Annotated in this window: 30 protein-coding genes and 6 tRNA genes; 15 read left to right on the top strand and 21 right to left on the bottom strand. The window is 33.3% G+C overall.

Translation table 11 applies throughout. From position 1 onward, the window contains the following. The first annotated feature begins 144 nt into the window (after positions 1-144). The 3 genes from AXY_RS05975 (at position 145) to AXY_RS05965 (ending at position 3,168) form a co-directional block, all read left to right on the top strand. A complete protein-coding gene (locus tag AXY_RS05975) occupies positions 145-561 on the top strand; it encodes a rhodanese-like domain-containing protein (protein WP_015009893.1) in 417 nt (138 codons plus the stop codon). A 209-nt stretch (positions 562-770) separates the two neighbouring features. Continuing rightward, positions 771-2,411, top strand: a complete 1,641-nt coding sequence (locus AXY_RS05970; protein ID WP_015009892.1) for a DEAD/DEAH box helicase — start codon at positions 771-773, stop codon at positions 2,409-2,411. Next, positions 2,389-3,168, top strand: coding sequence for a YqhG family protein (locus AXY_RS05965; RefSeq protein ID WP_015009891.1), 780 nt, complete (start codon positions 2,389-2,391; stop codon positions 3,166-3,168). The genes AXY_RS05970 and AXY_RS05965 overlap by 23 nt, the downstream gene beginning before the upstream one ends. Before the next feature lie 2 nt (positions 3,169-3,170). On the opposite strand, the gene AXY_RS05960 is transcribed toward AXY_RS05965, so the two are convergent. Both AXY_RS05960 and AXY_RS05955 read right to left on the bottom strand, forming a co-directional pair. Continuing rightward, on the bottom strand, positions 3,171-3,362 hold the full coding sequence (locus AXY_RS05960) for a YqzE family protein (protein WP_015009890.1): 192 nt from the start codon (positions 3,360-3,362) through the stop codon (positions 3,171-3,173). A gap of 43 nt (positions 3,363-3,405) precedes the next feature. Then, complete coding sequence (locus AXY_RS05955; RefSeq protein ID WP_015009889.1) at positions 3,406-3,900, bottom strand: shikimate kinase; 495 nt, start codon at positions 3,898-3,900, stop codon at positions 3,406-3,408. Positions 3,901-4,009: 109 nt separating this feature from the next. On the opposite strand from AXY_RS05955, the gene comGA reads away from it, so the two are divergent. Genes comGA through AXY_RS05920 form a run of 7 tightly spaced genes read left to right on the top strand, consistent with a single transcriptional unit; the run spans position 4,010 to position 7,949 of the window. After that, positions 4,010-5,110: a competence type IV pilus ATPase ComGA gene (gene comGA, locus AXY_RS05950; RefSeq protein ID WP_015009888.1), complete on the top strand. Its 1,101-nt coding sequence runs from the start codon at positions 4,010-4,012 to the stop codon at positions 5,108-5,110. Continuing rightward, entirely contained in the window at positions 5,082-6,104 is a 1,023-nt protein-coding gene (locus AXY_RS05945) for a type II secretion system F family protein (protein WP_015009887.1), read from the top strand. Before comGA ends, AXY_RS05945 begins: the two co-directional genes overlap by 29 nt. A gap of 11 nt (positions 6,105-6,115) precedes the next feature. Further along, positions 6,116-6,436 carry a competence type IV pilus major pilin ComGC gene (comGC, locus tag AXY_RS05940; RefSeq protein ID WP_155835474.1) on the top strand — a complete coding sequence of 107 codons (321 nt, stop codon included), beginning with the start codon at positions 6,116-6,118 and terminating at the stop codon, positions 6,434-6,436. Then, a complete protein-coding gene (gene comGD, locus AXY_RS05935; RefSeq protein WP_015009885.1) occupies positions 6,426-6,866 on the top strand; it encodes a competence type IV pilus minor pilin ComGD in 441 nt (146 codons plus the stop codon). The genes comGC and comGD overlap by 11 nt, the downstream gene beginning before the upstream one ends. Further along, the gene (locus tag AXY_RS05930) at positions 6,850-7,191 is read left to right on the top strand and encodes a hypothetical protein (RefSeq protein ID WP_015009884.1); all 342 of its coding nucleotides are present in this window, start codon (positions 6,850-6,852) and stop codon (positions 7,189-7,191) included. The genes comGD and AXY_RS05930 overlap by 17 nt, the downstream gene beginning before the upstream one ends. Then, entirely contained in the window at positions 7,136-7,591 is a 456-nt protein-coding gene (locus tag AXY_RS05925) for a competence type IV pilus minor pilin ComGF (protein ID WP_081585436.1), read from the top strand. The genes AXY_RS05930 and AXY_RS05925 overlap by 56 nt, the downstream gene beginning before the upstream one ends. Beyond that, positions 7,557-7,949, top strand: a complete 393-nt coding sequence (locus tag AXY_RS05920) for a hypothetical protein (protein WP_041450119.1) — start codon at positions 7,557-7,559, stop codon at positions 7,947-7,949. The genes AXY_RS05925 and AXY_RS05920 overlap by 35 nt, the downstream gene beginning before the upstream one ends. Before the next feature lie 78 nt (positions 7,950-8,027). Here AXY_RS05920 and AXY_RS05915 read toward each other — a convergent pair whose 3' ends face one another. From AXY_RS05915 to AXY_RS05905, 3 genes are all read right to left on the bottom strand, one after another. Further along, on the bottom strand, positions 8,028-8,648 hold the full coding sequence (locus AXY_RS05915; protein ID WP_015009881.1) for an MBL fold metallo-hydrolase: 621 nt from the start codon (positions 8,646-8,648) through the stop codon (positions 8,028-8,030). Positions 8,649-8,699: 51 nt separating this feature from the next. Beyond that, positions 8,700-10,595 (bottom strand): LTA synthase family protein, encoded by a 1,896-nt coding sequence (locus AXY_RS05910; RefSeq protein WP_015009880.1) that lies wholly within the window; start codon positions 10,593-10,595, stop codon positions 8,700-8,702. Positions 10,596-10,743: 148 nt separating this feature from the next. Further along, positions 10,744-11,703 carry an ROK family glucokinase gene (locus AXY_RS05905; RefSeq protein WP_015009879.1) on the bottom strand — a complete coding sequence of 320 codons (960 nt, stop codon included), beginning with the start codon at positions 11,701-11,703 and terminating at the stop codon, positions 10,744-10,746. Between the two features lie 276 nt (positions 11,704-11,979). On the opposite strand from AXY_RS05905, the gene AXY_RS05900 reads away from it, so the two are divergent. Then, the gene (locus tag AXY_RS05900) at positions 11,980-12,825 is read left to right on the top strand and encodes a hypothetical protein (protein WP_015009878.1); all 846 of its coding nucleotides are present in this window, start codon (positions 11,980-11,982) and stop codon (positions 12,823-12,825) included. Here the strand turns inward: AXY_RS05900 and AXY_RS05895 are convergent, their stop codons facing one another. The 3 genes from AXY_RS05895 to AXY_RS05885 all read right to left on the bottom strand — a co-directional run bounded on the left by AXY_RS05895 (position 12,826) and on the right by AXY_RS05885 (position 15,158). Beyond that, complete coding sequence (locus AXY_RS05895; RefSeq protein ID WP_041450118.1) at positions 12,826-13,383, bottom strand: 5-formyltetrahydrofolate cyclo-ligase; 558 nt, start codon at positions 13,381-13,383, stop codon at positions 12,826-12,828. 83 nt (positions 13,384-13,466) lie between these two features. Next, positions 13,467-13,616 (bottom strand): 50S ribosomal protein L33, encoded by a 150-nt coding sequence (gene rpmG / locus AXY_RS05890; protein WP_015009876.1) that lies wholly within the window; start codon positions 13,614-13,616, stop codon positions 13,467-13,469. A 198-nt stretch (positions 13,617-13,814) separates the two neighbouring features. Next, a complete protein-coding gene (locus AXY_RS05885; RefSeq protein ID WP_015009875.1) occupies positions 13,815-15,158 on the bottom strand; it encodes an ISLre2 family transposase in 1,344 nt (447 codons plus the stop codon). 285 nt (positions 15,159-15,443) lie between these two features. Between AXY_RS05885 and AXY_RS05880 the strand changes: the two genes are divergently transcribed. Next, entirely contained in the window at positions 15,444-15,776 is a 333-nt protein-coding gene (locus AXY_RS05880) for a hypothetical protein (RefSeq protein ID WP_015009874.1), read from the top strand. A gap of 58 nt (positions 15,777-15,834) precedes the next feature. After that, positions 15,835-16,359, top strand: coding sequence for a DUF806 family protein (locus AXY_RS05875; RefSeq protein ID WP_015009873.1), 525 nt, complete (start codon positions 15,835-15,837; stop codon positions 16,357-16,359). Between the two features lie 43 nt (positions 16,360-16,402). On the opposite strand, the gene AXY_RS05870 is transcribed toward AXY_RS05875, so the two are convergent. From AXY_RS05870 to AXY_RS05820, 11 genes are all read right to left on the bottom strand, one after another. Further along, positions 16,403-18,529, bottom strand: a complete 2,127-nt coding sequence (locus AXY_RS05870) for a peptidoglycan D,D-transpeptidase FtsI family protein (RefSeq protein ID WP_015009872.1) — start codon at positions 18,527-18,529, stop codon at positions 16,403-16,405. 120 nt (positions 18,530-18,649) lie between these two features. Then, positions 18,650-19,261, bottom strand: coding sequence for a superoxide dismutase (locus AXY_RS05865; RefSeq protein WP_015009871.1), 612 nt, complete (start codon positions 19,259-19,261; stop codon positions 18,650-18,652). Between the two features lie 154 nt (positions 19,262-19,415). Continuing rightward, on the bottom strand, positions 19,416-19,973 hold the full coding sequence (locus AXY_RS05860) for a TraR/DksA C4-type zinc finger protein (protein WP_015009870.1): 558 nt from the start codon (positions 19,971-19,973) through the stop codon (positions 19,416-19,418). Between the two features lie 121 nt (positions 19,974-20,094). Continuing rightward, positions 20,095-20,167 (bottom strand) — tRNA-Phe (locus AXY_RS05855). Positions 20,168-20,182: 15 nt separating this feature from the next. Next, positions 20,183-20,275 (bottom strand) — tRNA-Ser (locus tag AXY_RS05850). A gap of 12 nt (positions 20,276-20,287) precedes the next feature. Then, a tRNA-Ile gene (locus AXY_RS05845) sits at positions 20,288-20,364 on the bottom strand. A gap of 11 nt (positions 20,365-20,375) precedes the next feature. Continuing rightward, positions 20,376-20,451 (bottom strand) — tRNA-His (locus tag AXY_RS05840). Between the two features lie 21 nt (positions 20,452-20,472). After that, positions 20,473-20,549, bottom strand: a tRNA-Met gene (locus tag AXY_RS05835). Positions 20,550-20,555: 6 nt separating this feature from the next. Continuing rightward, positions 20,556-20,630 (bottom strand) — tRNA-Asn (locus AXY_RS05830). 167 nt (positions 20,631-20,797) lie between these two features. Beyond that, complete coding sequence (locus tag AXY_RS05825) at positions 20,798-22,444, bottom strand: Na/Pi cotransporter family protein (protein ID WP_015009869.1); 1,647 nt, start codon at positions 22,442-22,444, stop codon at positions 20,798-20,800. 241 nt (positions 22,445-22,685) lie between these two features. Continuing rightward, a complete protein-coding gene (locus tag AXY_RS05820; RefSeq protein WP_155835473.1) occupies positions 22,686-23,339 on the bottom strand; it encodes an NfeD family protein in 654 nt (217 codons plus the stop codon). 39 nt (positions 23,340-23,378) lie between these two features. Between AXY_RS05820 and AXY_RS05815 the strand changes: the two genes are divergently transcribed. After that, positions 23,379-23,705, top strand: coding sequence for a hypothetical protein (locus AXY_RS05815; RefSeq protein WP_015009867.1), 327 nt, complete (start codon positions 23,379-23,381; stop codon positions 23,703-23,705). 30 nt (positions 23,706-23,735) lie between these two features. On the opposite strand, the gene AXY_RS05810 is transcribed toward AXY_RS05815, so the two are convergent. Next, on the bottom strand, positions 23,736-24,437 hold the full coding sequence (locus AXY_RS05810; RefSeq protein WP_015009866.1) for a transglycosylase SLT domain-containing protein: 702 nt from the start codon (positions 24,435-24,437) through the stop codon (positions 23,736-23,738). A 163-nt stretch (positions 24,438-24,600) separates the two neighbouring features. Here AXY_RS05810 and AXY_RS05805 point away from each other — a divergent pair, with 163 nt between their 5' ends. Further along, a complete protein-coding gene (locus tag AXY_RS05805; RefSeq protein WP_015009865.1) occupies positions 24,601-24,885 on the top strand; it encodes a DUF2624 domain-containing protein in 285 nt (94 codons plus the stop codon). Positions 24,886-24,972: 87 nt separating this feature from the next. Here the strand turns inward: AXY_RS05805 and AXY_RS05800 are convergent, their stop codons facing one another. Next, on the bottom strand, positions 24,973-25,863 hold the full coding sequence (locus tag AXY_RS05800) for a deoxyribonuclease IV (protein ID WP_015009864.1): 891 nt from the start codon (positions 25,861-25,863) through the stop codon (positions 24,973-24,975). Positions 25,864-25,870 lie beyond the last annotated feature (7 nt).

Genomic DNA, 25,870 nt, shown 5'->3' with positions numbered 1-25,870 from the left:
TGAATAAAAATTCAATTATCACTTAAAGGATACATGAAATTTACATTTATGACAAGTTAGATCTAGGTGTGTAACGAGTTTCATTTTGAAAAATCATAATTTTATCGTATAATAGAACCAGTTTATAATAAAGGGGAAGTCAATATGTTTTTTACTTTAGGAATCTCTTGGGATTGGATTGTAATACTATCACTATTACTTATTTACATCGTCTATCTTGGCTATCGCTATTTTAGAACAAAGAAAATTTTAACAACTTTATCAGAGGAAGAGTTTAAAAAAGGATACCGTAAGGCACAATTGATTGATGTTCGTGAAAAAAATGAATATGAAGCGGGTTATATTTTAGGTGCAAGAAATATTCCTGTAACTCAATTAAAACAACGTACAAAAGAATTGCGTAAAGACTTACCGGTATATTTATATTGCCAATCTGGATCAAGATCTGAGCGTGCTGCGTGGATTCTTCATAAAGAAGGCTATCAGGACATTTCTCACTTAGATAAAGGTTTTAAACATTGGAATGGGAAAATTAAAAAGGTAAATAAGCCTAATTATTAATCGTATTATCCATTAATTAAATCCAACTAATTAGAGAGCATTACATTATTTAATCCAATTTCTAATCTAAACAATGAATAAAGGGACTCACATTGATGAGTTCCTTTTTTTTTGCTTAAAAACTACTCAAATTAAAACGAGAAATACATTGATTATTACAAACTGGATATAATAAATCTAGTTTATGATAAAGGTAGGTTGGATGATATATGCATATTGAATTAATCAGAGATCGAACATTTATGGATGAATTATTAAATCAGTTAGATCAAAATCAAGCTTTAGCTAATTGGGATTGGTTTCAACGTGCATATCAGATTTCTGACACATTACTTATACCTGACTCTACTCAATTAACAGCATTAGATCTGCTGAAAAATGTTAGTTTTCTCCCCCATCAAATCAATACAGCAGAGAAAGTCATCAATGAAATGAATGGTAGAGCAATACTAGCAGATGAGGTGGGTTTAGGAAAAACAATTGAAGCAGGACTAATTATCAAAGAATATTTAACAAGAAGATTAATTAAAAAGGCACTGATAATTGTCCCTGCGTCTCTAGTCAACCAATGGCAAAGTGAACTTTATGAAAAGTTCTTCATTAAAACAACTATTGCTAAGAAAAATCCAGACTGGACGCTTGATAACATTCAAATTACATCAATTGACTTAGCCAAAAGAGATCCACATCGGCAAATTATTTTGGAGCAACATTATGATTTACTATTAATTGACGAAGCACACAAGTTGAAAAATAAACAAACAAAAAACTATCAATTTGCTCAAGCCATTTCAAAGAAATACTGCTTACTGTTAACAGCTACACCAATTCAGAATAAATTAGATGATCTATTTAATTTAGTCAGTCTATTAAAGCCTGGTCTCTTAGGAGATCAAGATACATTTTTAAAAACATATACCCAAGGTTCGAAAGAACTCGATCAAGAACTAAAAAAGCTAATCCAAAAAGTCATGGTACGTCATTTACGACAAGATACACAATTAAAGACGAAATCTCGGTTAGTTGAAAATATCACGATTTCATTTTCGGATGAAGAAAGAGCATTTTATCAAGAACTTGAATCAGCATCAATTTTTTCAAATAATGCGACAAAAATTTTACATTTACGTGAATTTTGTTCATCTAGAGAAGCACTTTATATGACATTAAATAAATCAGAACTAGACGAAGCAAAATATTTGATCGATCAGTTACAGCAATTACCACATCATGCAAAGGCGCTTAAATTGGTTGAACTAATTAAATCGATTAACGATAAATGTATTGTCTTTACAGAATATCGTGCAACACAAATCTACTTACAATGGCTTTTAAAAGAACATGGTATTAGTTCTGTTCCTTTTCGTGGCGGATTTAAACGTGGCAAAAAAGATTGGATGAAACAATTATTTAAAGATAAAGCACAAGTGTTAATTGCAACAGAGGCTGGCGGAGAGGGAATTAACTTGCAATTTTGCCATCACCTTATTAATTATGACCTACCATGGAATCCGATGAGAATCGAACAAAGAATCGGCCGAATTCACCGTTATGGCCAGCAGCACGATGTGAAAATCTATAACTTTTCAATGGCAGATACAATAGAAGATCATGTATTAAGCTTATTGTATAACAAAATTAATTTGTTCGAGCGAGTTGTTGGTGATCTTGATCAAATTCTAGCAGACTTGAATTTAAACTCATTCGATGAAGAGATCACACAAATCATGAATCAGTCACAAAGCATTGGAGAAATTAAAATTAAACTTAATAATTTAGCAGAGGTAATTCAAGAATACCAATATGAAGGTATTGAGGATGATGATGATGCAAATCGAGAATCTTCATGATTTTTTAGTTGATTATTTTACAGCAAGTCAGTGTCAAGTTGAAGTGATTAATGATACCATTTCGATTCAATTAACAGAAGAAATGGATGAACGACTTATGAATCGTCCGTTTTATTGGCACTATGTTCGTAAATTAAATCAAACCGGTCAACCATTACAATTAAAAATAACAACCAATCACTCATCTGCAACAAAAGAAATTGATTATATTTATTACACAACAGATCGGTTTCAAAAAATTGCAGAAGATACTATAATAAAAGGGCGATATTGTAAACTTTATGAAAATATTAGGCCAACGAAGCAAACACCGTTGTATCCATGGTTAGTTATTAATATTAAACAGACCTATTTAGGCAAAAAACAAGCAGAACAATTGTTATCATTAGGCATTAATCTCATTAATGGAACAATTATTGATCAAGCAATATTTATGTTAAAAACGAAACAATTTAATAACACTGTGCCTGATCTCTGCTATTTAATTACGCCAATTATCAAACCGACAAATGGCTATGATCGAATTGAAAATTATTTAATCAATCAATTACAAAGACAAGCACATGAATGGGCCAGTGATTCTTATCGTAGTTTGACAGAAGAAATCAAATTACTAAATTACTTTAAAGAGCGCAATCCAAATATGGATGAAGACCACTATGAAAAAGAAAAAGAAAATTTACAAGCCATTTATCAACCAAAAATTAAATTAGAAGTCATTAATGGTGGTTTATTTTATTTACAACAAAATAGTTAACATTAGCTTTTCTTTCGATAATCTTTTTTAATTTCTTTTAACATAGTTGGTAGCATACCAAACCATTTATGAGAATAAGGAGAGTGAAGATTTTGTTTCCTCTCCTCTCTTTGTCTTATCCGCTCTTCTTTTGGTTTTTGATAATAATCTACTGTTAAGTCAATGATAAATTCGATAAAAGTCTGATCAGCCATAATTAAAAAACTCCTTTTAGCTTTATCCTTACCGACTTTATCATCATTTATGCAAATGCAAGTTAATTTCAGCGACTATTTGATCAATTGAGCGTTGGTCGGTATTTACAATTATTTTTGCGATTTCTCTATATTTCGGATCTCTACTTTGCATTAATAATTGCTTATCTTTTGATTGATCTTGCCAAATTGGCCGGCTTTGATCATGGGCTAACCGATTTTTAATTGTGTCCCAGCTCGTATTTAGATAAACGACCTGCTTATTTAAGAGCCATTGTCTATTCTCTTTCCTCTCAATAATTCCCCCACCAGTTGAAACAACATATCCCTGTTTTGGTGTTTCCGTTAAGATTTTATGTTCAATATCTCGAAATGCTTGTTCGCCCTCTTCAGCAAAAATAGTTTTGATTTGTTTTTTTGTAGTCTGCTCAATTTGTTCGTCCATGTCTATGTACAATAAATTTAACTTTTTAGCTAATTGTTTACCTATTGTAGATTTACCGCTTCCCATAAAACCAACTAAATAAATACTCTCCATCAATATCCCCCACTTTAAAATATTTTTTCTTGTATATATTATAACGAGTTTATAAGAAAAATCATTCAATACTCATAATTCCGAATATTTTTGCCTTCATTTTGTAAAAATGAGCATTACAGCTTCAGTTGATCCGTTACAAATTTCAAGTTATATTACTAATGAGAGTGAGGTGATCAAAATATTTTCAGCTATTGCTTATATTGAGAAATTATTAAAAACGGCTGTATCTAAAGAAGCAACTGATATCCATTTCTACCCTGGCAGTGATAAGACAAATGTTTTCTTTAGAATTCATGGTAATCGGCAATATTATCACGCTATTCATGCAGATAACTATACATTAATTCTAAATTATTTTAAATTCTCAGCTGGTATGGATATTGGTGAAATAAGAAAACCACAAGATGGAGCAATTACACTTCAGATTGATTCAGAAAAGCTGAACTTACGTCTCTCAACATTACCCACAAACAAAAGTGAAAGCCTTGCCATACGCATCCTTCCAAAACAAGCTGCGTTAAAATTATTTGACCTATTAATTTTCCCCTATCAAGTAAATCAATTACGAAAATCCATTGCTAAACGAAATGGTGTCATACTATTGACTGGTCCAACAGGATCCGGCAAAACAACCCTACTGTACGCTTTATTGGAGGATTTATTAACAAGTCAAGATTATCAAATCATTACACTTGAAGATCCAATTGAAAAAGAATTACACAACGTACATCAAGTTCAGGTTAATGAAAAAAGCGGTATGACATACCAAACAGGTTTAAAGTCCGCTCTAAGACATGATCCAGATATTTTAATGGTCGGTGAAATACGTGATCAGGATACAGCTAAATTTGTTTTCCATGCTGCATATACAGGTCATTTGGTCCTAACTACTCTCCATGCAAAAAACGCACTTGGTACAATTCATCGTTTAATTGAAATGGGGATTAAACCTATTGATATTGAACAAAATTTACTCACTATTGCATCGCTAGAACTCATTCCAATCATGAAGGATCAAAGCATTGAAAGACGTGGGGTCATTTTAGAATTATTAGATAATCAATTAATCACTACTTATTTACAGACTTTTGATCGCTCAAAAATTTACTTCCCTACTTTTGCTCAATTAAAAAGAAAGGCAGTTACTTATGGTTATTCAAATTGTTCAATTCTTGAAGATGAAGAAACGACGATTATCGATTCATGATCAGACATTATTGTTAGAAAAATTAGCGGAGCTATTAGAACAAGGCTACTCCATCTTAGACGCTTTAAACTTATTAAAATGGCAGAATAACTGGGGTTCTACTATTACCATCATCATGAACAGACTTGAGTATGGACAATCTTTTGATCAGATTTTAGCTCAACTTAATTTTGATCGTCAGATCGTGTCATTTATTTATTTCGCATTACAACACGGTAACTTAACTGATGCTATAAAAAGAAGTGTACAATTAATTAACATTCAAATAAACCTCATGAATAAATTTAAACAAGCTATCCGCTATCCTCTCATCTTATTGATCAGTTTTTTTATTATTTTGTTTTTCATCGATCTATATGTTTATCCAGCATTCCTTCAACTATATGCAACACAAGCACAACCATCATCATTGTTAATGATATCAATTAACCTAGTTAAATTGATTTTTTCCGGTTTGAAACTAATACTATCCTTCTCTGTCATCATACTCATAAGTTTTATGATCTTAAAATATAGACTAACCATTAAGCACAAGCTTAAATTAATCCAATCATTCCGCTTATCTTCATGGATTGCTAAAAAACTTAATAGCTTAACATTTGCAATTCATCTTAGTTCACTTTTAGGTGCCAATTTATCTTTTAAAGATTGTCTATTGTTAATGGTCGATCATAATCACGAGACATTTATCAGCTATATTTGCTCAGAACTATTAATCGATGTTAGTCAAGGAAAAAGCCTACCTATCGCCATCAAAGACAGAGATTTCTTTGACCAACAACTTATTAGTATATTTGAAAATCATGCAAATTCCCTAACAATCAAACGTGATCTATCAACATACGCATCCCTAATACTCGAACAAATTCAAATAAGGATTCTAAAACTTATCAAAATTATTCAACCAAGTATCTTACTCTTAATTGGCATAAGTGTTATTCTCATTTATTTATCAATTTTATTACCAATGTTACAACTTATACAAACTATCTAGGAGCTGATATGATGTTTAAAAAACAAGATGGATTCACACTAATTGAAATGCTTATCGTCCTTTCAGTTATTACTTTATTATTAGTTCTTGTTGTCCCAAATTTAGCTGCACAAAATCACGATATCCAAAATAAAGGAGAACAAGCACTCATACAAATGGCAGAAAATCAAACCCAAGTATACTATATTGATCACGGTAGACACCCTAGTTCAATTAAGCAATTAGTTAATGAAGGATATCTATCCACTGATGAAGTAGCCAATGGCCAAAAAAAATTAATCTATGTCGATGGCGATCCAACAAAGATTGCAATAGTAGAAAATGAAGAATAATAAATCCGGTTTTACATTAGTAGAACTTCTCATCGCATTATTCGTGTTACAACTTATTTTGGTTATTGGTTATTACAACGCTCAAAAAGCAACCGATTATTCATTCACATTATGGTACGAGCAATTTGAATTAGATATTCTATATTTGCAAAAGCATACGATGAATACATCAACGCGATACGTATTGCAATTTTATCCAGAAAATAATTATTATCAAATTAAACCAAGTCCTGTTAGGCCAGCGATTATTCATAGAGACCTTCCACCTAATTGGAAGGTCTCTGTCCTCACATTAGGTAATCCACTTTCATTTGCACATACAGGCCAAATTAGACAACCCGGAACGATAAAAGTTGAAACTAAAGATGAAATTTATTTTATCTATTTCCCATTCGGAAAAGGAAGAAGTTACTATGTTAAAAACCAATGAGTCTGGATATGTATTGCTTGAAATGATTGTCTGTCTTGCCTTAACTACACTATTAATTAGCATTTGTGTGCCGATTATTATACACATAAAAACAGAACTAATCGTATTAACTGATCGTACCGATGTCTACCATTATCTTTATAATGACATTCAATCACTTAATCAAGAACAGTTACCAATTACAAAAACAAAACAAATCAGATCAACAACAGCCAATTTTAGTTTTTACTTAGATGATGACTTAATAGTTGGACGAGGTGTATGGGTAAATGCAAAGGAACGAACAGAACAAATTTATGTCTATTACTACCCTAAATCAGACTGATGCGTTTACGATTGTTGAATTACTAATCGCCCTCACAGTTATAAGCTTAATTTTGGTGATTTCTCCTACTGTATGGACAAATTTAAATCATCAACCACAAACAGAACGTTATTCTGTACAACAATTTTTCCATGCTATTACAGATGAAATTCAAACTAATCGCTTAGCTGAACAAGCTCATGACAAACTAGTTTTGAGTAACTTAGCAAATGAACAAATTGTTATCTCTAAATATCAAGACTTAATTAGGCGCCAAGTCAATCGTACCGGACATGAAATTTTACTTAGAGATGTTAAACAGTTCTTAGTTTATTATTCAGATGATTATGTTGAAGTAATGATTACAATGAACTCAGGAGAAGTTTATGAAAAAACAATTACTATATTTGTACAAAAATGAAAATGGTAGTATGTTTATCTATCTTTTCTATCTTTCGCTCATTACATTGCTACTTACCTTCACAATGATCAATCAATTAGCGAATGAGCAATCACTATCTAATTTAGAAATAGAAGCGCTTCAACTTAATATGATTCACCAACAAACATATCAAACAGTGATGAGTCAATGGGATGAGATCGATTTTAGTCAAACATTACACTTTCAATTTCCAAATGGTGAATCAAGCGTCCTGTTTACTCGAAAAAGTGAAGAACAAGTTAATATGACAATTACAGCGTATAGAGGAGATCAGTATCGAAAAACAAAAGTATACCAATTATCTATTCCAAATGAACAAAAAGATACTGAGATATAACAGCATTAAGATTAGAACATTGCTCATATCCTAAAAGTTATTAAATGCAAGTTAGATCTCAGTATCCTCTAGTACAAGCTAAGCTCTAATAAAAGGATTAGTCTGCGTTTCATATCCAATTGTAGTCGATGGACCATGACCTGATAAGACCCGATAATGATCAGGCAATTGATATAATTTCATAATTGAATCATATAGATCTGCTTGATTACCTCCAACTAAATCGGTTCTACCGATACCAGATTGAAATAGGCAATCACCTGAAATAATCGTAGCTTCTGAATCAAAGATAAAGCTTACTCCACCAGGTGAATGGCCTGGTGTGTGGATCACATTAAACTTGAAATCTTCAATTTCTGTCTCACCCAGTTCAATTGTTTGATCAGCTGGTTTAATAATAACATCTCCTAATGGAAAGATACTTGAACTATTTAAATGCGGATCTGACAACCAATTAGCCTCTAATTGATGTATGGAGACAGGGATTTGATAGTAATCTCTTAACTGATCAACAGCACCAATATGATCAAAATGACCATGCGTCAATAATATAGCAATTGGCGTGTAATTATGCTGAGTTAAAAAATGTATCACACGGTCAGCTTCTTCGCCGGGGTCAAAAATTAAAGCGCGATTGTTGTGTGCGACAATATAACAATTAGTTTGAAGTTGTCCTAAACTTAGTTGGTGAAATTCCATTAATATACCTCCAATAATTAAAGCTCCTTACAATGTAAGGAGCTTAAGTTGTTATTTTTCAAAATTATAAAATCTGAATAAATCACCATAGATAATTTGATCTGAATAAGTTAATTCTAATTCAACTTGTTCATTAAGTTTAACTAATTCATCTGGAATGATCAACTCTGATTCATCATCTAATGCTTCATTTAGATTTAGAATTTCTTCACCGGTCAAGCGGTTATAATATATGTCTTTCGTGAAAATTAATTCATCTGTAATAAAGCTACCATCTCTTAATGCAACAAATTCTTTACGATTTGGTGCAAAAAGACTCGTTCCGAAACTTAAATCATTTGAATCATCAATGCCTAACAAATAAAGTAATGTCGGCTTAATATCAATTTGACCTGCAATATCGGAAATTGTCTCTCCTTCAAGTCCAGGAATATGAATAAATAATGGAACTCGTTGCAATTGGATATGATCATAAGGCGTAATCTCATCCTTATCTAAATACATGGCCATTGAACGATTGTGGAAATCACTAATACCATAGTGATCACCCAAAAGAATAATGATAGAGTCTTCATAAATACCAGATTCTTTAAGTTGATTAAAGAACTGTTCAACAGATTCATCTAAGTAGCGAACAGTTTGAAAATATCGATTTAATGTTCGTGAATTAGAATGATATTGACCAATTGTTGCGTCTTCTTCATCCAATTCAAATGGATGGTGATTCGTTAACGTAATAAATCTCGTGTAATATGGTTCTGGTAAATTCAACAGATATTTCATAGACTGCTCAAAAAATTCCTTGTCTTTTAAGCCCCAACCAACACTATTTAAATCATTAACTTCATACGCTTCAATATCATAAAAATGATCGATACCTATTGTTGCATACATATTATTTCTATTCCAAAAGCTACCAGTATTAGCGTGGAAGACAGCTGAAGTATAGCCTTCATTACCTAATATCTCTGGTGTAGCCATGTACGTGTTACTACTGTGCGTGAAATATGCTGCCCCACTTGGTAATGGATATAATGAGTTTTCTATAATAAACTCATGGTCTGATGTTTTACCTTGTTCAGTTTGGTGATAGAAATTTTCAAAGTAAAAGCTTTCTTCAACTAACTGATTTAAGAATGGCGTAATTTCTTCACCATATAACGTATTGTTAATGACGAAGCTTTGCACTGATTCTAGCGAAATAACAATGACATTCTTACCTTCTGCAATGCCAAAGTACTCATTTTTTTCTTGATCTGTTGTATTTTCCTTAACATATGTCACTATATCGTATAATTGGTTACCATCAGCAAACACGCGTTGAGCCTGTGAGTGTGACTGTTGGAAAATATCATAAATGTGGAAATTAAACAAACCAATATTTTTCACTAAATATTCACGATCAAACCCACGCTGTAACAGCTGAGGTCGTTCAATTTCCGCTAAGATATAATTACCTAATAACATTAATATCGAAATACTTAATACGAGTTTTTTCTTTTTACTAACAAATGACACAGTCAAATCAGTTCGATTTTTTCTAGTCAATCTCCAGATAAGAACTAGATCAATAAAAATAAGTAAATCCTGTAACCTTAATGAAGCAAACGTACTTGCTCCAAGATCACCGGCGTTACTGCCTTGAAATAGAACTGGTAATGTAATAAAATCGCCAAAGTTTCGATAGTATAGTAGATTACAATACAATATTAGGGTTCCAATTAAATTAGCGTAGCGAATAAATCTTAATTGTTTCGATTCTTTAAGCCATACACTTAAACCAAATACAAGAAAAGCAGTCACAAAAGGATTGATTAACAAAATCAATTCTTGCATGAAGTTTTCTAAATTTATAGTGAAAAAGAATCGGTAGACCATATACGTTTTAGCACCAAATAATATGCTAGCTAAAATATATAAGTCCACTTTTTTATTGTTCTTAAACATGATAAGAAGCCCCCTTGAAATAAAACACATTCATCTCTTTGTATACAAAGTAAGACTATATTTAGACACACAAAAAAATAAAATTAGTCTACTACATTACTAGACGATTTAAAAATCAAAAAGTTTCATAACTTCTATCATATTATTTCTATAGTGAATGCTGCTTGACTAAATAAGCACCGCCAATAATACCAGCGTCATTACCTAAACGGGCAATTTCTATTGTACTTCCCTGATGAATTCTCGGTAATGCATATTTTTGATATGATGCTTTAAGTGGATTTAGAAGTACATCTCCAGCTTTAGAAACACCACCACCAATTAATATTTTTTCAGGATTTAAAACTGTTGTCATATTAGAAATTGCTAGACCTAAAACATCAAGCACGTAGCTAACTACCTCTTTAGCACATGGATCATTTTTCTCATATGCTTTAAATACATCTTTTGCAGATAACTTATTTTTCTTTTGATATGTTGAATAAAGGATTGAATCTTGATATCGATTCACTTTTTCTTCAGCTAATCTACTGATACCCGTTGCAGATGCAATTGTTTCTAGACAACCTGTTCTACCACAATTACACAAATGACCATCATGTACCATCGTCATGTGGCCGATTTCACCAGCAGTTCCATTTGTTCCACTGATAATCTTACCATTAGTGATAATACCACCACCAACACCTGTTCCTAGAGTAATCATGATTAAATCATCTGATAAATCACCAGCTCCTAACCAGTTTTCACCTAATGCTGCGATATTTGCATCATTCTCAACATAAACTGGTAAACCTGATAATTGATTTAATCTCTCTCCTAGCGGGAAATTCTTCCACCCTAAGTTAACAGCTTCCGCAATGACTCCTGTGTCAGCAATAACAAAGCCAGGTGCTCCTGCTCCAATACCTATTAGTTGATCCTCTGTTATTTGATGTACTGATAATTTCTCTTTAATTGAATTCCAAATATCATTTGGAATTTGATCAGCTTTATCATTTATTTGTGTGGGAATTTCCCATTTATCAATCATCTGTCCGTCTACATTAGTAATCCCCATTTTTATAGTTGTGCCACCAATATCAACACCAAGTAAAATATTTCGCATTAAAAATGCCCCCTTTTATCACCATTATCATTTTAAACTCAATAACGAACTAAAGATAACATTTCAGAGTTAATTTGTAAGTTTTTTATTCGTACATCTTTATAATTATACCATACTTACCCATAATTGAAACGAATACTGTGAATTTACAGTATTGTTTGTTGAGAGTGATATTTATACACTCTCAATGTTAAATGACTAAATATAGCTTCTGCGTCATAACTATAATTAATAAATAGACTAGCTCTTCCTTAATTATAGAACTGGGGTGAATTTATGAAGAAATATAAAGTTATCATCTTATCATTATTTTTATTGATTGTGATTTACTATCAATTAAGTCAATTAACAGTTGCGACAATCAAATACTTTCCTCTAAATACCGAGGCAGAATTTTCAAATGTATCAACTACACTAAATCTAATTGATCAAGACAATCAAATTCCAAAGCTCCAATGGAAAATTCAATCTCAACATCAACAAGATTCATATCTTGATCAAAATGTCGGGCTACTTTACGAAAATGGTCGCCTAATTGGGATTCAATCTAAATGGAGCCAATCTAACGATCCATTATCACAAATGACTGAATTAAATGCAGAGCCAGATAGTCTTTATCAAGCAATCAGTTATCATTATCTAGAATTACATCAACCGTCACAATCAATAACAAGTAATTATCAAATGACGACTGACCAACTTTATGTAATAAAACAAGATCCACTACAATTTTTCCACTATCCAAAATCATTAAAAGATCAAACAATCGCATCAAACATTGATGATAAAATCAATCAAGATCTCAACAAAAATTGGTTAGATTTGATAAACCATTATCAAATTGACCAGGACAGTTATTACGCTATTCCATTCATTGATTTATATCGTTTTCAGGATGAACCGCTTCCTGGATTAAATTTGGATGACTCAAAACGAGTGATCGCTCAAATTTGGGAAGGTTTATATAAAAACTACATTTTACCAGCATCTCAACAACAGACACAAAATGAAATTATGCCACTTATACTATTAGCCAAAGATGGTGATCATTTATTAATTCTGTTTTATGATCATAAAGGCGATCCTGAACAACTTATGCAAAAAATTAATATGAGTGAATAATCAATTAACAGTCGAAACAATTAATTTCGAGACTGGCTGATCATATTGATTGATTTCGATCTTATCAACTAATTGCCCTTGCCAAACAAGGCTAATTGTTTGTAAGTCGACTTTACTTAAATAACGATCATAATAACCTCCGCCGTGTCCTATTCGATAATGATTATGATCGAAAACAACACCAGGAACGATTAGTAAATCAATTTGATCAGCTGATACTTTTTTTGTTTTTGATTCAATCGGTTCCATCAAATGATAATATTGGACCTCAAGATCGTCCTTTGAGCTTATTTGATGAAATGTCATTGATCTGTCGATTGGATTACATTTTGGCACAACAACATTCTTCTTTTCTTGCCAAGCTTTTTCGATTATAGGCCATGTATCCCATTCATGATTAAGTGAAATCGTTATTCCAATTGTTTTAGCTTGTTGCCAATCTGATTGAATGAATAATTGCTTATGCAAATCAGTGTTGATCTCTTCTCGTTTAGATTTTGACAAGTTTTTTAATCTAGACAACATTTTTTCTCGAAGTACCTTCTTTGAGTGTACCATCATAATCACTCCAATCGTTAAAAACAAAAAACTCTTATCACTTCCGATAAGAGTTAAGTTATGTCTTACGTTCAAAGAATAAATTATTTAGTTTCTCTATGAAGTGTGTGTCTCTTCAAGCGTGGGCTATACTTCATTAATTCAATTCGATCTGGATTATTACGTTTGTTTTTAGTCGTAATATAGTTACGGTCACCCGTTTCAGTACAAGCTAATGTAATATTTTCTCTCATGTTCATCCCTCCAAACTTTTCAACTATCAATAAATAAAAGTCATATTCAGACTTAATAATATTATCAAAAATATTGTCAATTGACAAGTGGAACTATATTTAAGTTTGAGTCAAGTATTTGTAGGCAATTTTTCTACGTTAATAATGAAAGCGGATTCATCATTTTAAGGTGACCCCTTGATAAAGTTTTTGCCTTTTTTAAAAACCAGATAACTCCTTTAACACGTTGTATATCGGAATATTTGCCTTTCCTTTTAGGTACATAAGATTGTCTCTGGTAACCTGACCAATGGTTCTTTTAACCTTTTCTTTATAATGTCTTGGTGGTTTCTTTTCCAGCTCGATTTCTGTCCATTTATCTATTCGCCCGAATAAAGTCTTTAGGGACAAATTATCCAAGAAGGCCACTAATGCAGTGCCCATGGCACTTACACCTTTATCCGACCAACTACGGCCATTTTTTAGTCTTTTGGCAAACACACTCATGGTTCCCTCTGCGCTTCCCATTGGACGCATACCAGTTGTATCAATTCCCTGTTCTTTTAACCATATTCTATAATCTCCCAATGCTTCTGGATATTTTTCTAATTGGCGGATAAACGACACAAGTCGTTCCTCCTTCTCCTCATCCTCAAGCGTTCCTACGGCACTGTTAAGCTCTGTTAAGAACGTTTTGTATTTGTATGCCGCAAGGGCTTTACGAATGGACCGATAACGAGGATGCTTGCTGAATATACTCTTAACCTCTCGTGCCACATGAAAGCGATCAAGAGAAAAGAATACACGACCTTTAAAATACTCACGACAGGATGTAATCCAGTTGGCACCATCTCCATTTATAACCAGCTTGTGAAAAGTCGGGTCATATTCGAAGTTTTCAATTAGAAAGTCCTCAAAAGCCTCCCAAAAGGGTTGCTTTCCTTTGTGAATAAAATGACGTTTGTTCTTAAGGCTAACCCGTTTTCCATTGACTTCCCATCCTTGATGGACAGCTGCTATTTTCTCTTCTTTTCCCTTTTTCCATTTACCTTGGCGTTTTACAAATAAACCATCTACTTCTACAAATAAGACGGGTTGGAGTATAGGTTCACGCTTTTTAGGTTTACACGTAACCTCTAATAGGTGTTGACGAATTGCCTCATGACTGATAACCCGGTAACCTAATAGAGTTTGTAATGTATTAGCTGCATTTCGATAGGAGCGACCCTTAACAGCTAGCTCAATGGCAGCTTCCTCAATCAATGGACTAAAAGAACCGGCCTCCTCAAACTCTAGATAACGATCAAGAAGATAGACATATTCCCCAGTTGATCGGTCAAGGTAATAATTGCGATATAATTCAATCTCACCAAAGAGACTAGCTATATTAAACTTTCTTTTATCAATAAGACGATAGCGCTTTTTATCACGTTCATCGGCAATCTGTTGGTCCATATCCTCCAAGACCTGTTTCATAACGAAACCAAAGGTTTCTTGTAATTGTCTCCAAACCAATTGCTCAATTTGTTTTAAATTTGGGTATTTTATGATATTCTTTTCCATGAGGGATTCTCCTTTCGGTAATGGTGTTTTAGTAGACTATCATTTTACCAAGGAGTGTCCCTTTTTTCATGACTTTTGCTTTGTTTCCTACCGCGCTATCGCTTGCTGGCCCCTTCACTTAGTGAAGGGGTTAATATATTTTTGCGCCCACAATAATTTTACTCATACTATATTTAATCAGTTAATTTTTTTAAATATCGTCAATCCTATATGATCTTCTACTAAATCATTTTCCAATTTGAGAATATATGATATAAATATAAGAGAAGAAATGGAGGTTTGTAAATGTTATTTCCTATTATTAGTTTACTTATTATCGGTATAGTTCTATTTGTGATTTCATTTTTTGTAAATGATCGATTTAAAAATATAGAAAATCAAATCGAGCAAATATCACTGTCTAGCTTACAAGATTCCTATCAAATGAAGAAAAAGCTAAAAGTTTTAGAAGAGGAATTATTACCGACTCAATTTGATTTTTCTAATCAAACGGGATTAAAATCTTCAGTAGAAAAACATGTCGAAGCACTCTATCGACAAGGCTATAATATTCAACAAATAAGCCAAGCTACTCAAATCAGTGAATATGATATTGAAGCTTTAATCAAACAACTTTAAATTTAGGATGATTATTTAAACAATAACTTTGGAATGACTGAAGATAAGAGGGATATTGATGAAACACTTTTTAAGAACTTACGCACTAGGATTAATAACTGCTTCACTTATCATGGGGATTTATGTTCAGTTCTTTTATCAGGAAGAAGTAGAAGTAATTGTTGAACCTATTACGATGACTGAGTCAGAAATGATAAAAACACTTGAAGAATCCGGGTATTTCATCTATGAAACGGAACCAACTAACATTGATTCTGATCTAACAGATGATAAACAAGATGTGAGTGTGGATGAAGATATAACGGTTGATGAAGGTGCTACTGAGGATAACTTAGCTGCAAATAATGAATCAGACGAATCTAATGATGACTCCTCTTTTACATTAATTATTGAGCCTGGAATGACAATTACTCAAGTATCAGATTATTTAATTGCAGCAAATATTATAGATAGTAGAAATGAATTAGCCAATTATTTGATCAACAACAACTATGGAAATAATATTCAGATTGGTGAATTTGAACTTAGTCGGAATATGACAATTGAAGAAGTTGTTGATATTATCGCAAAACAAAACGAGTAAAAATAATAGCATTCTCACCTATTCATAGGTAAGAATGCTATTTTTATTCTTCTAGATCTTCTTCTGCTTCGTCTTGATTTGATTCATCATTATTTGCATTTTCTTGTTCTTGCTTTCTTTCGAAGTATCGATTAACAATGCGGTTACCGATATTGTGATGAATACCACTTTGGTTAGTACCAATACCGGTTCTTGGTACAACAATTGCAAATGCAATTTCCGGCTCTTCATATGGAGCGTAACCGACTAAGGTTAAGTTGTTCGTTTCTCGCTTAACCCCATTTTCATAAAAGTGGTTTTGCGCAGTACCAGTTTTTATAGCAACATTGTACTTGTTGTTCGCCCAATGCCCTCTACCGGTTCCTTCTGTTGCTACACGTCTAAAGCTGTCTTGAATAATTTCAACATATCTTTCATCCATTGTGACACGATTTAATACATTTGGTCCAAATCGTTCAATAACAGGTCCTAATGTGTCTTTGTTACCGTTGGCTTGACGTATTTCTTTCACGATTCTTGGACTAACGCGATAACCATCATTAGCAATTGTTGATACGTATTGCGCTAATTGTAGTGTGGTGTAGTTATCATACTGTCCAATGCTAAAGTCAAGTAATAGACCTCCATCTTGAACATTACTACCTACAAAACCTGTCGCTTCATAAGGTAAATCAATACCAGTACGACTACCTAAACCAAATTGGTGGAAGTAATTACGCATAATTTGAAAACCTTCAGAATTAAAACCGCGTAATGGCTCATTTTCTCGATATTGAGCTCCAGATATTCGCATCGCTATTTCAAACATGTACACGTTTGACGATTGAATAATCGCAGTCTTATCATTGATATAGTGCATGTTTCTCCATGATCGTTTTGTCGGTGTACCTGCAATCTTAATCGGTCGATCTAATAATACAGTCCCAGGAGCTACTACTCCACTGTCATATCCACTTAACATCGTTGCACCCTTGACAACAGATCCAGGGATATGAGAATCATAAATGACTCGATATGCTTGATCAACAAATTCATTATCCTCTCGATCATAATGCGCTCCACTTAAAGCAATCACATCACCTGTTTGTGGATCAAGAATTGCCACTAAGGCATCTGACATATATCGATTTTCATACGGGTTTGATTTAATATAGTTTTCAAGTTCTTCACGAACAATTTCATCTACTTCTTTTTGAAATTCTATATCAATCGTTAAGACTAAGTCGTTACCACTTTTCCCTTCTTTAACTGTTTCAGTACCTAAAATATTCCCATTATTATCTGTCGTGTATTGAATGATTTCCTTTTGACCAGATAATACACTTTCATAGTATTGTTCCAGGCCACTTGTACCGACTCTGTCATTGCGACTATAGCCCATTGTTAAGTAATAATCCTGATTTTCCCTAGGAATACCTTCATTTGACGTCGTAATGTTGCCAATAAAACTTGAAAAAGTTTGACCGTATGGTTTTACTCGATTCCAATCAATCTTCGCATCAATACCAGGTAATTCATTTAAGTTTTCTGATACTAACGCGTACTCTTCCTCAGTAACACCTTCATTTTTAATTGTATGCGGAGAAAGCTCAAAACCTTGATCTAGCTCTTTTTTAATTGCAACAACGTTTAATAAATATGGATCACTCCAGTCAAACTCATTATAATCCTCTGGTCCAATATGATTTAAAATAGCGCGATACTGTTCGCTAGTAGATAATTCTCGCTCTTCTTCAGTTAATCGTTCATTTGCTTCTTTACTATTAAATAAGTACCAGTACTCTTTTTTATCTCTTTCTCTTACCATTGACTGTAATGATTCAAAATCCTCATCCATTGTGATTAATTTGGCTAATTTCTCAGCAATTTCTAATCGTTTTTTAGATGAGTCACCATTTTTAGGTGGCGTATACGTAATTGAACGCTCTGGTTCATTATCTAAAATAATCTTCCCGAATTTATCATACATAATCCCACGCGGTACGGCGATTGATGCTGTGGTATTCTCTGTTTCATTAACCCGTTGTCTTGCTTCTTCACCATTTAAAATTTGAACAACACCGAGTTGGAGAATTAATACTGAGAATAAAATAAAGACAAATAAAAAAAGCACATTAAGTCGTACTGGAATTTGTGCACGATTTCTCTTTTTATTTGACAAAGCGTTCACTCCCTTCGTTTACTCATTATTCAATTATAGCACGACTATCAATGTATAATAAAGGATTGTTATCTATATTTTTGACATAAAAAAGCCTGAGGCAATAATTTCACTCAGGCTGTAAATATATTATTTAGCTTCTTGGTACAGTTCCGCTACCTTATCCCAATCAACTACATTCCAAAATGCAGAAATATAGTCAGGACGTTTATTTTGATATTTCAGGTAATATGCATGCTCCCATACGTCAATACCTAATATAGGTGTCTTACCTTCCATTAATGGAGTATCTTGGTTAGGAGTGCTAGTGATGGCTAATTCTCCATTATCGACTACTAACCATGCCCAACCTGAACCAAAACGGCCTGTTGCGGCAGCAGCAAATTCTTCTTTAAATTTATCAAAGCTACCAAACTTAGCATCAATCGCTTCAGCTAGGCTACCCTGAGGACTTCCACCGCCATTTGGTGACATCAATTTCCAGAATAGACTGTGGTTTGCGTGACCCCCACCGTTATTTCTAACAGCAGTTTGAATTTCTTTTGGTAAATTGTCTATGTTTGCTAATAATTCTTCTAATGATTTATCTTGTAGTTCGCTACGACCTTCAAGTGCACCATTTAAATTCGCAACATAAGTATTATGGTGTCTCGTATGGTGTATGCTCATAGTCTCCTGATCGATGTGTGGTTCCAACGCATCATATGCGTATGGTAATTCTGGTAATTCAAATTTTCCCATTAAAAACGCCTCCTTAGATATTAAAGTGAAAGTTCACAAAATGTTCACTTTCTAACTAATTACACCTTATCAAATTCTAAATTTTTTAGCAATATTTATGCTTATTGTCATTAATATATCTATACACCAATTAAAACATGATTAAACCTAATTTTTACTTAATGATATCTTGTTCAGAATACTGATCCATTCCTTCATCTTCTTCATTTTTTGTCGTAAGCTGATTATAATCACTGTGATCTGATCCGAAATCTGATGGACTTTCAGATGTCCCATACTCTTCTAATGTTTGCCAACTATCTGTATCATCCATTTCTAACGAGCTCATAGAATAATCCATCTCTTCATCAAAATACCGCTGTTTTTGCGCATGTTCTAAGCAATGTGTAGATTCAGGACGAGCCTTTAGACGATCAAGATCAATTACTTCGCCACATGTTTCGCAGACACCATATTGGTTATTTTGAATTTGATTAAGTGCATGATTAATCGAATCTAACTCGGCCATTTCATGTGCTGCTAGAGCAATATCCTTCTCACGCTCATATAATTCAGTTCCGTGATCTCCAGGATGATTATCATAGTCAGATAATTCAGTTGAGAACTCTTCTTCCATTGCTCTTTGTTTATCTCTTTGGATCTTCTTTTTTAATAACTGTGCACGTGCTTCCAAATCTCGCTTAAATATATTTAAATCATTCTTACTCAGCAATTTCAGTCACTCCCATGACAAGATGATATATGTATTTTGCCTGATTTAAAATAACTTAAACATTAATAAAAATTTTAAATACAAAAAAACAAGTCACTGATATAAGTGACTTGTTTAAGGATGGCTCAAGACGGAGTCGAACCGCCGACACACGGATCTTCAGTCCGTTGCTCTACCAGCTGAGCTATTGAGCCAAGTATAAAATATAATGGCGGAGGAAGAGGGATTCGAACCCCCGCGGGCCGTGAAGCCCCTGTCGGTTTTCAAGACCGATCCCTTCAGCCGGGCTTGGGTATTCCTCCGCGAAATCTAAATGGTGGACCCTGCAGGACTCGAACCTGCGACCGATCGGTTATGAGCCGATAGCTCTAACCAACTGAGCTAAGGGTCCTGTATTTATAATGGGGCGACCGGTGGGGATCGAACCCACGCGTGTCGGAACCACAATCCGATGTGTTAACCACTTCACCACGATCGCCATTATGTAATCTAAAAAGAATGGTAGCGGCGGAGGGGATCGAACCCACGACCTTACGGGTATGAACCGTACGCTCTCGCCAGCTGAGCTACGCCGCCATAAAATGGCTCCACAGGTAGGATTCGAACCTACGACCGATCGGTTAACAGCCGATTGCTCTACCACTGAGCTACTGTGGAACATTTATATTGTCGCTATCAAATGTATGTATGAACTTCAGCGACGATATATAATATATCACAATAAAAATAATGAGTCAATAGATTTTATTATAAATTTTAAATATATTATTATATATTTTAAATAGGGGCACTCAGTAAGATTTACCTACTGAGTGCTTATTTTTTTAATGAATTGCTTCTGGAATCTTTTCACCAATGACTTCTTCAGCAATATTTAACGCATGATCACCGATACGCTCTAGGTTACTAATAATATCAACATAAATCATCCCTGAGTTCGGTGCACAAATACCTTCATTCAAGCGAATGATATGTTTTTTCCTAAACGTTTTTTCCATCTGATCAATTTGTGTTTCATATTCGACAACTTTTAAAGCCATTTGACGATTTCGGTCAAGCAATGATTCAACTGCCTCTTTAGTAGATTTAATTGTAATCTCAAACATCTCTTCTAAATCTTCTTTAGCTTGATCTGTTAAGATTGTTTTATTTGAAATCTTAAATTGAATTAATTCAATGATATTTTCAAAGTGGTCACCCATACGTTCAATATCACGAACACAATCAAGTAATGCAGAGTGTTTCTCACTATCTGAATCGGATAGTTGAGTTGCTGCTAAATCAATTAAATAATCTGTAATTTCTTGATCCATACGGTTAATTGTATTTTCAAGTTGTAAGGCATTGTCAGCATGTATTGATTCATGCGTTGATGCAAATAATGCTGCTTCTTCAAGTCCACGTACAGCATACATACCCATACGCACAACTTCTTCTTTAGCTTGATCCAATGCAACTGACGGAGATTGTTGAATAAAAATTGGATCAAGGTGTGTTGGCTCAATACCGAGTGATGAATCTTCACCAGGTACTAACTTTGTTACAATAAATGCTAAAACTCCGATAAACGGTAGTAATAACAATGTATTTGCGATATTAAAAATACCATGTGCAAATGCAATTGTCATTTCCGCATTTAATCCTAATGCATCTCTAATCATCGCAATTAAGTTTGTATAGGGTCCTAATAATATCATAATAATGACAGAACCTACTAAGTTAAAGACAACATGAGTTAATGCTGCTCTTCTTGCCGCAACCGCAGCACCAATCGAAGCTAGTACAGCTGTAATTGTTGTACCAACATTATTACCGAATAATACAGGTAAAGCACCCTCTAATTCAATTGCTCCCTGACCAAATAGGTTTTGTAGTATACCAATAGTTGCAGATGAACTTTGAACTACAAAGGTAAAGATCATTCCAACAAGAAAACCTAGAATTGAGTTTTCCGACATATCAACCATTAACTCATGAAATGCTTGAACCTCTCGTAATGGAGCAAGTCCATCACCCATTAATTTCAATCCGAAGAAAAGCGCACCGAAACCAAAGATAGCTTCACCAATGTTAACAATTTTTTTATTTTTAACGAAAAAGATGATTAATGCTCCTACTGCGAGGATTGGTAAGGCGTAATTTTCTAATTTAATACCAATAATAAAAGCAGTAATCGTTGTACCGATATTTGCCCCCATAATGACACCAATTGATTGTTTTAATGTCATAAAGCCAGCATTAACTAATCCTACTGTCAATACAGTTGTTCCTGAACTTGACTGAATTAATACAGTCACAATCATACCTGCAATAACACCTAGGATTGGATTGCTTGTAAATTTATCTAATATATCTTTTAGGCGATCTCCCGCTGATTTTTGTAAGCCATCCCCCATTGATTTAATACCTAATAAGAAGATTCCAAGGCCACCAAAAAATTCAAATATAATCGACATAATGTCAATTTCCATACTAGTTCATCCCTTCAAAATTTTTTACTACTATGTATGAGCAAACCAATGTCTATTATTAATTATCTATTAACAGTTTGTAAAGAGTTTTCGTGAAAAATTTACACGATCTTAACATTACTCAGTTTTTTATGAATTAACATGATTTTTGTCAATAAAAAACCCCCTAAATGAAATAGAATTCTTATTCTATCCATTTAAAAGGGTAATATAAATCGAATTAACTGATTTATAATTTATCTCATTTTTTTAATACATCTACTAAAATACGCGTTCCATCTACTTGTTTAACAACAATATCTGTTCCTTTTTCTATCCAATATCCATCAGATTGTGCACTATAATGCGTTTCACCAATTTTTACTGTCCCTACTGGCCGTAAATTTGATAATGTTACACCGGTTTTCCCAACTAACTCTTTATAATCAGTATTCATAGTCGTATAACCTTGTTCATCTGTTAATCTATCTAATAGAGCAATTTTGGTCCACATATTTCTTTTAGGTAATACTTTAAGCCAAAGCAATGAAGAAGCAGCACCAATCACAACACCAATTATAGCGTATAAGCCTATAACCCAATTAGGAGAGCTTACCCCTACTGAAATAATCATTAAAATAATACCAATACCAGCTAATGTACCGTCATTTACAAATTCACCATCAATAAAGATTAGTAGAATACCTAAGAAGTAGAGAATCATCATCGTTATAATCATAGATGGGTCAAGATAGGCATAAAAATATAGTGTAATTAATGAAATTCCAAGGATAGCAAATAGACCTTTTGCTTTAACAAGTAATTCACCAAGTAAAAACATTGTTCCGAAACCAATAAACAGAAAACTAACCCAATACAATGAAGAAAGTCCCAATTGTATAACACCTACTTTCATCAGCTTATATTTTAGAACTAAAAAGGGAGGTAAACAGGATTGAATAAAGTAAGATTTCTAGGTTATGTATTTATTATTCTATTATTGATAGCTGCTTACCATGACTTAAACGATCATCCTAAAAATTCTAACCAGTCTGATCAACTACCCTCCTATTCTAATTATGAGCGTAAAAGTATAAATTTTCAAGTTGTATCTTATCAGATTAATGACGGCGAAAATTTCATGTCAATTATTGAAAAACTAAATCCACAGCCAACAATTAATATCGAAAGCTATATTTCAGATTTTCAAGCACTAAATCCAAAAGCTGATATTTATCAACTAGAAGTTAGTCGGATCTATCTTTTCCCTATCTATGACTAAATAAACAAAAAAAGCTAAAGACATAACGCTTTAGCTTTCTGCCATTGCAACTGTATGATGAGCTTTGGCTTTTGATTGAATAATATGTGCGTACTGACTTTTAGCAGTACCGTTTCTCTCGAGATAGTTCTCCATACCAGTCATACCACGATTATATGCAGTTAATGCTTTGTCCCAATCTTGGTACTTATGATGCAAGAAATCCAAATATACAATTGCTAATTTCATTGAATAATATGGATCAAAAAGTAATTCATCACTATAAGGTAAGTCTGCCATATCTGCGATCCATGGTGCTGTATTTTTCATAAATTGTGCCATACCATAGGCGTGCCCATATTTAGTTTCGGGACCAATTAATTGTGGATCAAAAGTGTGACCAGTCTCAACCTTTATTAATTCATAGATTATAAATGGATCTATATCATATTGCGCCGCTTCATTCGCTAGATAAATCGCCCATGTCTTTTTAAACTGAGCATCACTATCCTGAACCATTTGTTCTGCAATATCTTCAATATATGCCCAATGTTCATGATCATCATTTGGCTCAATTAATTCTACTTCATAAGTTGACACTGCTTTTAAATGCTTATTTTCAGCAGCTAAGATTTGATTTTCTGCTAATAAGTCTTCTATCTCTATTTGTTTGTCATAATAATTTCGTTGCACCATTAAAATTGCTACAGCAGATAAAATTGAAAGACAAGCAATGATAACTGTCTTTTTCATATCTATTACATCCTTTCTCGTAACATCGTTATGTTACAAATGGATATGCTAAGCGATCTTTTTTGAAAAAGCAACTAATTAGCATTAAAATCTGCAAATTTATAAACATTTTGTGGTGAAAACATATAGTATTTATAGTGAGGAATAACAAAGGAGAATAATGATGAATCCATTTTTAAAGAATATCGTTCGGAAAAAGTTAACTGAAGTCACGCCAAACGAATTAATTATTCAAGCTAGAAATTATAACGTTGAATTAACTCAAGTTCAAGCTGTGCAAATTGTCAAAATATTAAGCAGAAAAGATCTTGATCCTTTCAAAAAAACTGATTTAGCTAGTTTACTTAAACAATTAGAGCAAATTACAGATCAGACAACTGTAAAAAAGGCTAAAATAATCCTTAATCAATTTATTAAACAATATAATGTAGCTGACTGGTTTTATTAAAAATATCAATGGTTATAGTCATTTTTATTAACGTCAAAGAACCCGAGTCATATGATTGATTCGGGTTCTAATTTGTTAAATTAACAATTACTGTAAGGTGATTTTTTCTTTTAATTGTTCATCAAATATACCTTGTTTAAGCATTTCAATTTCAAACTTATAAGGTGGTTTCTTATTCGTTTTATCTTCCCCAACATAAGGTGTCTCTAGGATTTTCGGAATTTCTGTTAATTGCGGATGATGAACAATGTTATGTAGAACATCAAAGCCAATGTGACCGAATCCAATATTTTCATGACGATCCTTATGTGCACCTCTACTATTTTTACTATCATTGACATGTACTACTTTTAAGCGATCCAAACCAATAATACGATCAAATTCATCTAATACATTGTCGAAATCAGTCACGATATCATATCCAGCATCATGAACGTGACAAGTATCTAAACAAACTGATAACTTATCGTTATGATTAACACCGTCTATGATCATCGCTAGTTCCTCAAATGTGCGACCAATTTCAGTTCCTTTACCAGCCATTGTTTCTAGTGCGATTTGAACATTTTGATCAGATGTCAACACTTCATTTAAACCTTCAATGATTCTAGCTATACCTAGTTCTACTCCTGCTCCAACATGCGCACCAGGGTGTAGTACAATTTGTTGTGCTTGTAATGCTGCCGTTCTCTCAATTTCACTTCTTAAAAAGGAAACTGCAAGCTCAAATGTTTCTGGCTTTGTTGTATTACCTAAATTAATAATATATGGCGCATGAACGACAAGATCTTCAATGCCATTTTCCTTCATATGTTCAAGTCCAGCAGCAATATTTAATTCTTCGATTGGTTTTCTTCGTGTATTTTGTGGCGCTCCAGTATAAATCATCATCGCTGTTGCGCCATAGCTCGCTGCTTCTTCACTTGAGCCTAACAGCATTTTCTTACCACTCATTGATACGTGTGAGCCTATTTTCAAGTTCTCC

Source organism: Amphibacillus xylanus NBRC 15112 (genome assembly GCF_000307165.1).
Lineage (GTDB): Bacteria > Bacillota > Bacilli > Bacillales > Amphibacillaceae > Amphibacillus > Amphibacillus xylanus.
The sequence above is the reverse complement of the archived record's forward strand: the minus strand, read 5'-3'. Positions and strand labels throughout refer to the sequence as shown.